10 protein-coding genes are annotated in these 12,350 nt (G+C 54.7%); all 10 read left to right on the forward strand.

Annotated elements, in window-relative coordinates; translation table 11 throughout:
- Nucleotides 1–5: 5 nt before the first annotated feature.
- Complete coding sequence (gene ftsL, locus COMA1_RS08260; RefSeq protein WP_090746452.1) at nt 6–347, forward strand: cell division protein FtsL; 342 nt, start codon at nt 6–8, stop codon at nt 345–347.
- On the forward strand, nt 347–2,056 hold the full coding sequence (locus COMA1_RS08265) for a peptidoglycan D,D-transpeptidase FtsI family protein (protein WP_090746455.1): 1,710 nt from the start codon (nt 347–349) through the stop codon (nt 2,054–2,056). The genes ftsL and COMA1_RS08265 overlap by 1 nt, the downstream gene beginning before the upstream one ends.
- A gap of 27 nt (nt 2,057–2,083) precedes the next feature.
- On the forward strand, nt 2,084–3,586 hold the full coding sequence (locus tag COMA1_RS08270; RefSeq protein WP_090746458.1) for a UDP-N-acetylmuramoyl-L-alanyl-D-glutamate--2,6-diaminopimelate ligase: 1,503 nt from the start codon (nt 2,084–2,086) through the stop codon (nt 3,584–3,586).
- Nucleotides 3,587–3,627: 41 nt separating this feature from the next.
- Nucleotides 3,628–5,076: a UDP-N-acetylmuramoyl-tripeptide--D-alanyl-D-alanine ligase gene (locus COMA1_RS08275; RefSeq protein WP_090746461.1), complete on the forward strand. Its 1,449-nt coding sequence runs from the start codon at nt 3,628–3,630 to the stop codon at nt 5,074–5,076.
- A 13-nt stretch (nt 5,077–5,089) separates the two neighbouring features.
- The gene (gene mraY, locus COMA1_RS08280; protein WP_090746464.1) at nt 5,090–6,166 is read left to right on the forward strand and encodes a phospho-N-acetylmuramoyl-pentapeptide-transferase; all 1,077 of its coding nucleotides are present in this window, start codon (nt 5,090–5,092) and stop codon (nt 6,164–6,166) included.
- 21 nt (nt 6,167–6,187) lie between these two features.
- The gene (gene murD, locus COMA1_RS08285; RefSeq protein ID WP_176697938.1) at nt 6,188–7,582 is read left to right on the forward strand and encodes a UDP-N-acetylmuramoyl-L-alanine--D-glutamate ligase; all 1,395 of its coding nucleotides are present in this window, start codon (nt 6,188–6,190) and stop codon (nt 7,580–7,582) included.
- 35 nt (nt 7,583–7,617) lie between these two features.
- Nucleotides 7,618–8,805 (forward strand): putative lipid II flippase FtsW, encoded by a 1,188-nt coding sequence (gene ftsW / locus COMA1_RS08290; protein ID WP_090746470.1) that lies wholly within the window; start codon nt 7,618–7,620, stop codon nt 8,803–8,805.
- Nucleotides 8,793–9,932, forward strand: coding sequence for an undecaprenyldiphospho-muramoylpentapeptide beta-N-acetylglucosaminyltransferase (murG, locus tag COMA1_RS08295; RefSeq protein WP_141654262.1), 1,140 nt, complete (start codon nt 8,793–8,795; stop codon nt 9,930–9,932). The genes ftsW and murG overlap by 13 nt, the downstream gene beginning before the upstream one ends.
- A 67-nt stretch (nt 9,933–9,999) precedes the next feature.
- The gene (gene murC / locus COMA1_RS08300; protein WP_090746936.1) at nt 10,000–11,385 is read left to right on the forward strand and encodes a UDP-N-acetylmuramate--L-alanine ligase; all 1,386 of its coding nucleotides are present in this window, start codon (nt 10,000–10,002) and stop codon (nt 11,383–11,385) included.
- A 6-nt stretch (nt 11,386–11,391) separates the two neighbouring features.
- Nucleotides 11,392–12,336 carry a UDP-N-acetylmuramate dehydrogenase gene (murB, locus tag COMA1_RS08305; RefSeq protein ID WP_090746477.1) on the forward strand — a complete coding sequence of 315 codons (945 nt, stop codon included), beginning with the start codon at nt 11,392–11,394 and terminating at the stop codon, nt 12,334–12,336.
- Nucleotides 12,337–12,350: the final 14 nt, after the last annotated feature.

The raw sequence follows: 12,350 nt of genomic DNA on the forward strand, positions 1-12,350 counted from the left end.
CTGTCATGAAAATCTTGGCTGTTCTTCTTGGGCTGTGTCTGGTGTTCGGGTTTGTGTGGGAGCGAGTCGATATGGTTCGAGTTGGCTATCAGATCGAACGGCTGAAGCACGATAAAACTGTGTTGGAGCGACAACGGGATGAATTAAAAGTGCAGTTCTCCACCTTGAGTGCATCCGGTCGAATCGCCCGGATGGCGACCAAAGAGCTGGGGATGAATTTGCCGCAGCAAGGGCAGGTCATATTAGTTCAGTTCAGGCCCGGGAGTATGCAGCCAATGGCCGTTGCCGATGTTGCACCCGTAGAAGTCCGAGTCGCGAAGAACGACCTTCTGGCTAGGAGGTACTAGTGGCGGGTTTTGTTCCTAGCGGTCGTCACTATATCCTGCTGTTGCTACTGCTGTGTGGCTTTGGGCTGGTTCTGTTCCGTCTGGTGACACTACAGGTCTGGCAAGCGGCTGAACTGTCGGTCAAGGCGGATCGACAACATAGGAAAACGGTATCTCTGGAAGGAGCGCGCGGCACGATTGTCGATAGGCACGGTAAGGTCTTGGCAATGAATGTTGAAGTGCCCTCCGCTTTTGGGGTTCCGACTACGTTGGATAGTCCCACAAAAACTGCACGGGTGCTTGCTCCTGTATTGCAAGTTCGGAGTGAAGAGTTAGAGCGTAAGCTTCGACAGACACGGAGTTTTGTGTGGCTGGCCAGAAAGTTAGACCCTGAGCAGGGACGTCGTCTGGAACGGTTATCTATCGATGGGGTTGGAGTCGTCATGGAGGGGCGCCGGTTTTACCCCAAGGGTCCATTTCTATCGCATGTATTGGGTTTTGCAGGGATGGATGGTGAGGGGCTGGAGGGGGTTGAGCATCGGTATGAATCGTACCTGCGTGGTGAAAAGCGGATGATGGTCCTCCAGCGTGACGCTCTGGGGCGTTCGGTGTTTCCAAAGGATATGACTGAACGAAGTCCCACACCTGGATATAACCTCGCACTCACGATTGATGAGGTGATTCAGTACATTACGGAAAGGGAACTTGAAGATGCCGTGACTCGCGCTCAGGCAAAGTCAGGCACGATGATCGTTTTGGATCCACGGACTGGAGCGGTACTGGCAATGGCGGTGAGTCCGAGATTTGATCCCAACGTCGTCTCGAACCTCAGTCCTGATCGATGGCGAAACAAGGCGCTTACTGATGCGTACGAGCCAGGGTCTACACTGAAGGCGGTAATGGCGGCCGCGGCCATTGAAGAGCGGGTCGTGAGGCCGAATACGATGGTGTTTGGAGAGCATGGTCGTATGGCGGTTGCCAATACAGTGATTCATGATCATGAGAAGCTAGGTTGGGTCTCCTTTGCGCAGGTCATACAGAAGTCCAGCAACATTGGAGCGGTGAAGACCGGCATGGCGTTGGGAGAGCAGCGGCTTTATCGATATCTTCACGCGTTTGGATTTGGGCAAAAAACGGAGATCGACCTTCCTGGAGAAGGAGCAGGATTGGTCAAGCATCCAAAGGACTGGGGGCGGCGTTCTGTCGCCTCGATTTCAATAGGACAGGAAATAGGCGTGACGCCGATTCAGATGGTTTCCGCAATAGCGGCCCTGGCAAACGAAGGTGTCTTGATGAGACCGTACGTGGTTTCAGAGATTCGAAGTTCCGAAGGGCAGCTTCTGAAGACAATGTCTCCTCAGGTGAGGCGACGGGCCGTTTCACCTGAAACCGCCCATACGATGACGAACATTTTGGAAGGCGTTGTCACAGATGGGACAGGGGCAAAGGCGGCTATCCCAGGCTTTCGGGTAGCCGGGAAGACCGGTACGGCCCAAAAGATTGATCCTCGAACGGGTAGCTACTCGGGTTCTCGGTTTGTGACATCGTTCGCGGGGTATGTCCCTGCGAACAGCCCACGACTGGCAATGATTGTTGTGATCGATGAACCTCAGGGCGATGCGTGGGGTGGGACGGTGGCCGCTCCCGTATTTAGCCGCGTCGGCGAGCAGGTGCTGAGCTACTTGGGTGTGGCATCGGAAGAACCCGTTACGCTCGCAATGGCACTGTAGTAATTCTGATAATACTAGGAAACGTCAATGACCTTTGCCACCATGCTACAAGCCCTTGAAGGGTGCGTACCTGTCCTTGAACATCGTGGTGACCTGAATATCGCCGTGAAAGGAATCACCGACGACTCCCGTGCGGTTTCAGCCGGAAGTGTCTTTGTGGCTGTGAAAGGTGAGCGGGTGGATGGGCACCAGTTTATTCCAATGGTGGTGGGCGCTGGCGTTGGAGGTGTGGTTGCACAGCAACCAATGGAGACAGGGACGGTTCCCTTTGTTTACGTTGAAGACTCCAGGAAGGCGCTCGGTCTTCTGGGGAGCCAGTTCTATGGAGATCCCTCGTCACGGTTGCGGATGGTTGGCGTGACCGGAACAAACGGGAAGACCACGACCACCTATGTATGCAAAGCGTTCTTGGAAGCTGTACGTGCTCGAGTGGGGATGATCGGCACGGTTGCTTATCAAATTGGAGACACGGTAATCCCTGCAGCACATACGACTCCTGGAGCGCTTGAGCTTCAGCAGTTGCTCGCAAAAATGGTCACTCACGGATGCACGACGGCTGTGATGGAAGTATCTTCACATGCCTTGGCTCAGGACCGTACGAGCGGGTGTGAATATGATGTGGCGGTTTTTTCCAATCTGACGCAGGACCATCTCGATTTTCATGGGACAATGGAAGCCTACTTTCAGGCAAAGTTGCGACTTTTTACCGGACTCGCCAATGGTCGGAAAGTCAATAAACGGGCAATCATCAACGTCGATGATTGCTATGGCCCGCGTATCGTTGAACAGTGTTCTGTGCCGGCGTGGACCTATGCGATCAAGGCCAAAGCGGACCTCCGTGCGGAAGATGTGAGACTGTCTCTTCAGGGGGTGGTGTTTACCGCTGTGACCCCACGGGGGAATTTTCGAGTCGAAAGCCACCTTGTGGGCGAACACAATGTCTACAATCTGCTAGCCGCCATTGGCGTGGCCCTTCATGAGGGGGCAACACCTGATCAGATAAATCACGCTGTCACTCAAGTCACGAATGTACCGGGACGGTTTGAGCGCGTGATGGCAGGCCAGCAGTTCACCGTCGTCGTCGACTATGCCCATACTGAAGATGCGTTGAATCGACTGTTGATGGCGGCAGAAACATTAAAGACCGGACGGATCATTACGGTATTTGGCTGTGGCGGGGATCGTGATCGAGGGAAACGGCCGAAGATGGGAGAAGCCGCTGTGCGTTCCAGTGATGTCGTGATCCTCACCTCGGATAATCCAAGAACGGAAGATCCTCATGTGATTCTTGAACAAGTGGAGCAGGGGGTTGTGAGGGCGTTAAGGCAACGGCCTCATGTGCAATATCATAAGATTCCTGACCGACGGGAAGCCATTGAAACGGCGGTACGAGAAGCACGGGAAGCGGATATGGTGCTGATCGCCGGGAAGGGGCACGAGGATTATCAGATCATCGGAACCACGAAATATCATTTCGACGATCGTGAAGTGGCGCGTCAGGCGATCGAACGACTCAAATTTCAGGCCTAACCCACAGCGGTAGGATTTGGTTGGTGCAGGGACGTACAGCCATGACACTCTTTTCCGTCGAAGAGTTGCGGGAAGTGATCGGCGGTCGGGTTTTAAGTGGAAATGAAGGTGCCTGGGGCAAGCAACCAGTCCAGCGCATCAGTCTCGATACGCGGTCACTTCGTCCTGGAGATCTCTTTATTGCAATACGAGGTGATCGATTCGACGGACATGACTTTATCAAGACGGCGCTAGGGCAGGGTGCCGTTGGAGCGATCGTGCTCGACTCGTACGATGTCTCCCTCTGTGCGGGGAAGTTTTTCTCCAAACGAGTTAGGCCGGTGATTCTCGGTGTTCCTGATCCACTGTATGCCTACCAACAGCTGGCCTCGTACTTTCGGGGTCGCTTCAAGATTCCGATCGTCGCCGTGACGGGTAGTAATGGGAAGACGACGACCAAGGAGATGGTGGCGAGTGTTATGGCGCATCGCTGGAAGATCCTCAAGACAGAGGGCAATCTCAATAACCGGTTGGGGGTTCCACAAACTATCTTCCGTCTCAATGCGCAGCACCAAGGGGCGGTCATCGAGATGGGGGTCGACAATATTGGTCAGACAACCAGGTTGTGCGAAATAGCCAAGCCGACGATCGGGATCATTACGAACATCGGGCCTGATCATCTGGAATTTTTTGGATCCATGGACGTCTCTGCGCAAGCAAAAGCCGAGTTGCTTGATCTGCTCCCAGGCGATGGAATTGCTGTCCTGAATGCCGATGATTTCTACTATGACTATCTCACCGCGCGAGCCAGATGTCGCGTGGTGTCTTTTGGCTTGTCCGCCAAAGCAGACGTCCGTGCCTTGGATGTCACCTTGGACGGTCGCAATGGAACGATGTTTCGCCTGCTGCTTCCTGGAGGCAGACGCCATACCAATATCCATATTCGTGTTCAGGGCGAGCACAATGTTGTCAATGCCCTAGCTGCGGCAGCGGTCGGTACGACCCTGGGGCTATCAGGGGTGGCGATTGCGCAGGGGCTTTCAAAGTTTAGGCCGGCGGCCATGAGATCGCAGGTCTCTGTTACTCAGGGGGTCAAGCTTATCATCGACTGTTACAATGCTAACCCGGGCTCGATGACGGCGGCGGTTCAGCTCCTAGGCCAGCTTAGGACGAAGGGAAAGAAGATAGCTGTCTTGGGGGATATGCTGGAGCTCGGTCCGAATTCCGCGCAGATGCATGAGGAGGTCGGCGGCTTCGTGGCACGGCAGGGGATCGATCAACTGGTGGCCTGTGGCCCCTTGGGGAAAAGTCTTGCCAAGGGTGCGAGGGAGGCTGGGCAAGATCCGGCCCATATCATGGAAGTATCGGATGCCAAAGCTGCAGCCGATGCGGTGAAGGCGATCGCTAAATCTGGGGACGTGGTGTTGATCAAAGCATCACGTGGAATGAAGTTAGAACGTGTGGTAGACGCACTCCAAGGAGTCAAGGGTGCGCGAAAGAAAGCCTTATAGGTCTCGCTGACAGATGCTGTATATTTGGCTCTACCCATTTCACGCGCAATTCTCCTTTCTGAACGTCTTCCGCTACCAGAGCTTCCGCATTATTTATGCGGCAGTCACGGCATTTCTGATCGCCTTTGTGCTGGCCCCATGGGTGATCAGAAAGCTCCAAGAAATCAAGCTGGGTCAACAAGTGAGAGATGACGGACCTAAGCGGCATCTTGCTAAAAGCGGAACACCGACGATGGGCGGCATCCTGATCATTTTTGCAGTGACCTTATCAACGTTATTATGGGCAGACATCTCACGCCCGCACATCTGGTTGGTGCTCGGTGCGACGCTTGGGTTCTGTGCGATTGGGTTTGTCGATGACTATCTCAAGTTTATCAAAGCTCGATCAAAGGGGCTCTCCGCGTCACAAAAGTTTACCGCGCAAATTGCCGTGGCGCTCATCGTCGCGGTGGTTCTCTATTGCATGCCTGAGTACAACACGAAGCTCAGCGTGCCGTTTTTTAAAAGTTTCACGCCGGACTTAGGCTGGTTCTACGTCGTATTTGCCATCATCGTCATCGTCGGCAGTTCCAATGCCGTGAACCTTACAGACGGTCTTGATGGATTGGCCATTGGGCCGATTATGATCACGGCATTAGCCTACACCGTCGTCGCTTATGTCACCGGGCATCGGTTGATGTCCGAATATTTGCTGATTCCCCATATTGAAGGGGCCGGAGAGTTGGCAGTGTTTACTGCCGCGATCTTGGGATCGAGCCTCGGCTTTCTTTGGTTCAATACCTATCCCGCGTCAGTATTTATGGGAGACGTCGGGTCTCTCCCGCTTGGGGCGGCACTGGGGACGGTAGCGGTGATCAGTAAGCATGAGTTGCTCCTGCTGATGGTCGGTGGGGTCTTTGTCATCGAGGCCGTGTCGGTTATTTTTCAAGTCGTCTCGTTCAAGTCTCGAGGCAAGCGGATCTTTCTCATGGCACCGATACACCACCACTTCGAGATGAAGGGCTGGGAAGAGCCAAAGGTGGTCGTCCGTCTGTGGATCATTGCAATTTTACTGGCACTATTAAGTCTGAGCACGCTCAAATTAAGGTAGTCCGATATGGTTGGACTGGACATGACACAGCTTGAAGGAAGGCGGGTGGCTGTCGTTGGACTGGCCAGGAGCGGAGTGGCTGCCGCGCATCTCTTGCAGGCAGTCGGTGCAGTTGTGACCGTCGCAGATCGGAAAGATCGCGCAGAATTACAAGGCGTCCTCAAGACCATTGAGGAGTCGGGGATCGACGTGGCGTTGGGAAGCGGTTATGAAACGGCTCTGACGACGGCCGAATTAGTGGTCATTAGTCCAGGGGTGCCCTATCGGATGGAGGCGTTGGAGCGCATCCGTCGTCGAGGTGTGAAGGTGATCAGCGAGCTTGACCTTGCATCGAGATTCATGCCCGTTCCCATCCTTGCGTTGACCGGCACCAATGGGAAAAGTACGACAGTCACGATGATAGGGAAAATGTTACAGGCTAGCGGGAAACAGGTATTTGTTGGCGGCAATCTCGGAACCGCTTTTAGCGAAGCGGCGCTCCAGTCGCTACGGGCAATGAAGGAGGGACGAGCTTGTCCGTACGATGCTGCCGTCGTGGAAGTTTCCAGTTTTCAACTCGAGACGGTCGAGCAGTTTCATCCCTGGATTGCGGCCATCCTTAATGTGACGGTGGATCATCAGGATCGGTATGAGTCCATCGCAGAGTATATTGCCGCAAAAAATAGGATTTTCGAGAATCAAACATCATCGGATGTTGCTTTGTTTAATCTCGATGATCCACGAGTCAGTGCACTACGACATAGTGTGAAGGCGCGAACGTTCGGATTTACGCGGCGGCCCCCGTTACCACCGGACCTGGCAGGAGGGACCTATCTCGAACATGGTCGCATCATGACGGCCATTGATGGTCAGGCACGGGAGGTCTGTCTCCGTAGCGAGCTCAAGACCATTGGCGATCACAACGTTGAGAATGCCATGGTGGCTGCCACCTATGCGTTGTTGAGTGGGTGCCATCTGGATGATGTACGTCGCGTACTTAGGGAGTTCCCAGGTCTGGAACATGCCTTGGAGGTTGTCCGTGACCGACGAGGGGTACGCTTTATCAACGACTCGAAGGGAACCAATGTCGACGCGACTTTGAAGGCGCTGCATAGTATTGATCAGCCGATTTGGCTGATTGCTGGTGGGCGCGATAAAGGTGGGGACTTCTCGCGGTTGGCTCCGGCGATTCGTCAGCGAGTGAAACGCCTCCTATTAATTGGAGAGGCGGCTCCGTTAATTGCTGATGCTGTGCAGGGGTATGGAGCCATCGACTGGCCGAAAAGCCTGCAGGAGGCAGTGGAATTGGCTTCCTTGGGAGCAAGCTCGGGCGATGTCGTTCTGATGTCACCGGCCTGTGCGAGTTTCGACATGTTTGCTGATTATCAAGATCGTGGGAGACAATTTAAGAGCGCGGTCCAATCCTTGTCGGCCTGATGGTCGGCAATGTAGAGGAGCATTGACACTGAACAATGTCAAAGAAAGCAGCTGGGACTTTGGCACTACCTTGGACCACGAACAGTTCGCGAGTTGGGATGGATCAGGTCTTATTATGCGTGACGGTGATGCTGACGGTCGTCGGCTTGGTCATGGTGTTCAGTGCGAGTGCGGTTCTGGCCGGAAATCGGCATCACGATTCCTGGTACTACCTCAAGCGGCAGGGTGTCTGGTTGGTAATGGGGTTGAGCCTTCTCCACGTGCTGTCTCGTGTCGACTATGTCTGGTGGAAACGGTTGTCCATTCCGTTGCTTGGAGGCATGGCAACACTCTTGGTCATGGTCCTGATTCCTTCCCTGGGAATGACAGCCAATGGGGCCAGACGGTGGCTCGGAGCGGGGCCGATATCGATTCAGCCTGCCGAGATGGTGAAGCTGGGGGTAGTGATCTATCTCGCTGCCTATCTGACAAGAAAGGAAGGTCGGATCCAAGACTTCCAGAGCGGGCTGCTCCCGGCGCTGCTTGTGATTGGCCTCCTCTGCGGATTGGTTCTGATGGAGCCGGATTTGGGAACAGTCGTGGTGTTGGGCGTAGTCACGGGCAGCCTTTTATTCGTGGGGGGCGCACGCCTGTCTCATCTGTCAACATTGGTACTCTGTGCGGTACCAATTGGATTGGCGCTTGTCTTGTCCACCGAGTATCGCCGACAACGACTCATGGCGTTTTTGCAGCCATGGAACGATGCGTCCGATACAGGATTTCAGATTACTCAATCATTTCTGGCATTCGGCAGCGGTGGCCTTTTTGGGGTAGGGTTGGGGGAGGGAAAGCAGAAGCTATTTTTTCTTCCCGAAGCACACACGGATTTTGTCTTGGCGCTCATCGGCGAGGAGCTGGGGTTCGTCGGTACCGGCGTCATCATCCTGTTATTTGTGTTGTTTATGATCAGAGGATTTCAGATTTCGACGCGCGCACGGGTCCCCTTTGGGCGGTACTTGGGGATCGGTATCACGACACTGATCGGAGTGCAGGCGTTAACCAACGCCTGTGTGGTGACTGGGCTTGTGCCGACAAAAGGACTCACGTTGCCGTTCGTCAGTTATGGAGGATCCTCTCTTGTCGTCAGCTTGGCTGGAGTGGGAATGTTGTTGAGCATCTCCAGAGATCGCCATGCCGGCCGAGAGGCGATAGAACATCGGAGTGGGCATGGGTGGGTACGTTAACGATGACGATCGTCATTGCCGCAGGAGGCACAGGGGGCCATCTCTATCCGGCCATTGCCCTGGCAAGAGAATTTCTGCGGCGGGACTCTTCAACGAAGATTCTCTTTGTGGGTACAAGCCGAGGTGTTGAGTCTCGAGTGCTCACACATGAGGGATTCGAGCTCGTTATGATTACGGCTAAGCCGGTGATGGGGAAAGGATTACTTGATGTTTTTCAGGCTCTGCTGTCGCTTCCAGTCGGAATTTGGCAATCATGGCAAGTTCTGAGACGGCGGAGTGCTGATCTCGTAATTGGCGTCGGTGGGTACACGAGCCCAACTGTGTTGGTGGCGGCAGCACTGAGGGGGATTCCTCGAGTGATTTTAGAGCCGAATGCATATCCTGGATTGGCCAACAAAGTGGTGGGTCCACTTGCCCAACGGATCTTTTTGGCGTTTGAGTCGGCCGCGACGTTCTTTGACCGACAGAACGCACAAGTTGTCGGAACACCCATCAGGCAGGAGTTCCTGGGGCATGAACCCGAGAGCCAGGCGGCGAATAAGCGGAATGGACGACACCTGCTGGTTTTCGGAGGCAGTCAGGGAGCGAAAGCGATCAATAGTGCGGTGCTCGAAGGATTGCCCGTACTCATGGCGCGCTTGCCTACACTGACGATCACACACCAAACAGGTGAGGGAGATTATGAGCGGGTCAGGGAAGGGTACAAGACGCTGGGGATCTCGGCTACCGTTGTCCCGTTTCTGTATGACATGCCGACGGTGTTACGGACGGCGGATGTCGTGGTGGCTCGTGCTGGGGCTATGACGATCGCTGAGCTGACGGCATGTGGGAAACCCGCGATCCTGATTCCATTGCCGACGGCCATTTATGATCATCAGATGAAGAACGCTCGAGCCATGGAAGCGGCAGGTGGAGCAGTGGTGCTGCCGCAGTCAGACCTGACAGGGGCGAGATTGAGCGAGATGGTGGATGCGATTGTATCGGACTCTCAGCGGTGGGAGCGCATGCATCATGGGAGTTTGGGGATGCGACGAATTGACGCTGGCGAACGTATCGTCAGCGAGTGTTACGCGATGATGGGAGTGAATCATGACATCAACCAATCTTTTAGAAAGGCCAGAGGGTAGGACGCTTGGAGGATCAACGCTTGGCGCACGAGCTGCTACTGGACGGCAACGGGTAAGTCGTATGGGAATGTTTCGCAAGGTCGAACAAATTCATCTTGTTGGAATCGGCGGTTCCGGTATGAGCGGCATCGCCGAAGTGTTGCTCACAATGGGGTATACCGTGACGGGGTCAGATCTGCACGCCTCGGAGACCACCAGGCGACTGGAAGAGTTAGGTGGGAGAATCTTCATCGGCCATCAGGAGTCAAATGTGGGCACGGCGCAAGTCGTGGTCATTTCGTCGGCTGTGGCCGGAAGTAATCCTGAGGTGCTGAAGGCGAAAGCGATGCAAATTCCCGTGATCCCACGGGCAGAAATGCTGGCAGAGCTCATGCGATTAAAGTTCGGAGTCGCCATTGCTGGAGCCCACGGTAAGACCACCACGACGTCAATGGTGGCCACTGTGCTTGCACAGGGTGATCTCGATCCAACGATGGTCATCGGCGGCAAAGTGAACGCATTGGGAAGCCATGCACGGCTTGGCAGAGGCGACCTCCTTGTGGCCGAGGCAGATGAGAGTGACGGGTCTTTTCTGCGTCTTCCCCCCACCATCGTCGCCGTGACGAATTTGGACCGTGAGCACCTGGATCATTATGGGTCGATGGAACGAATCAACGAAAGTTTTCTCGAGTTTATCAATAAGATTCCCTTCTATGGTGTGGCGGTATTGTGTGCAGACGATGACCGCCTCGCGTCGCTCTTTCCTCACGTCCTCAAGCGCTATTACACGTATGGACTCCGTGAACGGGACGGAGTGGCGCCAGATTTTCTCGCGACGGACATCGTGCTCAAGCAATGGGGAGCCGACTTCCGTGCGCATTTTCGAGGGAAGAACCTAGGTCCGTTTCGGTTGACGGTGCCTGGGATTCACAATGTTTCGAACGCACTCGTGGCCATTGCGATTGGGATGGAGCTGGATGTTCCGGTAGATCTGATTCGTAAAGGTTTGGCAGCGTTTACTGGGGTCGAACGCCGATTCCATTTGCGGGGCGAAGCGGGTGGGATCATGGTGGTTGATGACTATGGGCACCATCCTACGGAGGTCAAAGCGACGCTGGCTGCGGCTAAACAGGGCTGGGATCGTCGATTGGTCGTCCTTTTTCAACCTCATCGATATAGTCGGACGCGAGATTGTCTCGGAGAGTTCGCCCATGCATTTGATCAGGCCGATGTCCTGTTTATGACGGACATCTATGCGGCTGGAGAACAACCGCTACCGGGGGTGAGCGGGGCTGCGCTTGCAGAGACGGTAAGGGCGGCAGGCCATCCCGCTGTAACCTTCATCGAACGTAAGGAGACCCTTCCGGACCAGGTCTTGTCACATCTTCGGGCAGGGGATCTCGTATTGACCTTGGGAGCGGGGGACATTTGGAAAGCGGGTACCGGAATTCTTGCACGGCTCGAGTCTACGTGATGATTCATGAAACGTATATCTCACAGGTATGGGACAGCGGCGCAACGCACGAGGCTACAGCGAAAGGTTCAGTCTGCCGTGGCCGGTATTCGGGGAATGGTTCGCTTGAATGCGCCGTTGAGTGAATACACTTCCTTTCGGATCGGTGGTCCGGCCGATGTGCTGGTGGAACCTGCAGATGTGGAAGATGTCATTCGGTTGGTCAAACAAACGCATGAACAGAAGCTTCCAATCTTTGTGTTGGGAGGAACCAATCTCCTGGTTCGAGACAAGGGCATTCGGGGTGTGGTGGTCAGTTTGGCAAAACTCCGTGCGATCAAGGAAGAATCAGGAGCTGTTCTCTATGCCGAGGGCGGTGTCGGTATGCCGACGTTGATTGGCCATGCCATTCGTCGCTCGTTGGCGGGATTGGAATGGGCTGCTGGGATTCCTGGGACGGTAGCCGGGTGCGTCGTCATGAATGCTGGAACGAAACTCGGCGAGATGAAAGATTCCGTCAAAGCCGTTCGAGTTGTGCTCGCAAACGGTGAGGTTCTGGACTGTCCATCGGAATCGATCTCATTTGGGTATCGGCAGGCAGCATTGCCGGTGGGAATCGTGGTCGGAGTATGGCTCCAATTGAGGCAGGGAGTACGGGCTGACATTGAGAAGGTCGTAAAGGATTATTTGCGCTACCGGCGAGAGACTCAGCCACTGACGCTCCCGAGTGCTGGGTGTGTGTTCAAGAATCCGGCCAATGATTCAGCGGGACGGGTTGTTGAGGAGGCAGGGCTCAAGGGTGTCTCGGTCGGCGATGCCTGTGTCTCGACAAAGCATGCCAACTTTATCGTGAACCAGGGGCGGGCGAGAGCCACCGATGTGCTCGCTCTTATCAAAAAGGTTCGTGCCCAGGTCGCTCGGAAGACCGGGGTGAAGTTGGAGCTGGAACTGAAATTGGTGGGTCAAGCGTAACCTACGGACTCCTG

Source organism: Candidatus Nitrospira nitrosa (assembly GCF_001458735.1).
GTDB classification, from domain to species: domain Bacteria; phylum Nitrospirota; class Nitrospiria; order Nitrospirales; family Nitrospiraceae; genus Nitrospira_D; species Nitrospira_D nitrosa.

Excerpts from the sequence above, each read along its gene's own strand:
- murB (WP_090746477.1), top strand. The coding sequence starts at position 11,392 with ATGAAACGTATATCTCACAGGTATGGGACAGCGGCGCAACGCACGAGG.
- mraY (WP_090746464.1), top strand. The coding sequence starts at position 5,090 with ATGCTGTATATTTGGCTCTACCCATTTCACGCGCAATTCTCCTTTCTG.
- COMA1_RS08270 (WP_090746458.1), top strand. The coding sequence starts at position 2,084 with ATGACCTTTGCCACCATGCTACAAGCCCTTGAAGGGTGCGTACCTGTC.
- ftsW (WP_090746470.1), top strand. The coding sequence starts at position 7,618 with ATGTCAAAGAAAGCAGCTGGGACTTTGGCACTACCTTGGACCACGAAC.
- murD (WP_176697938.1), top strand. The coding sequence starts at position 6,188 with ATGACACAGCTTGAAGGAAGGCGGGTGGCTGTCGTTGGACTGGCCAGG.
- ftsL (WP_090746452.1), top strand. The coding sequence starts at position 6 with ATGAAAATCTTGGCTGTTCTTCTTGGGCTGTGTCTGGTGTTCGGGTTT.
- murC (WP_090746936.1), top strand. The coding sequence starts at position 10,000 with ATGTTTCGCAAGGTCGAACAAATTCATCTTGTTGGAATCGGCGGTTCC.
- COMA1_RS08275 (WP_090746461.1), top strand. The coding sequence starts at position 3,628 with ATGACACTCTTTTCCGTCGAAGAGTTGCGGGAAGTGATCGGCGGTCGG.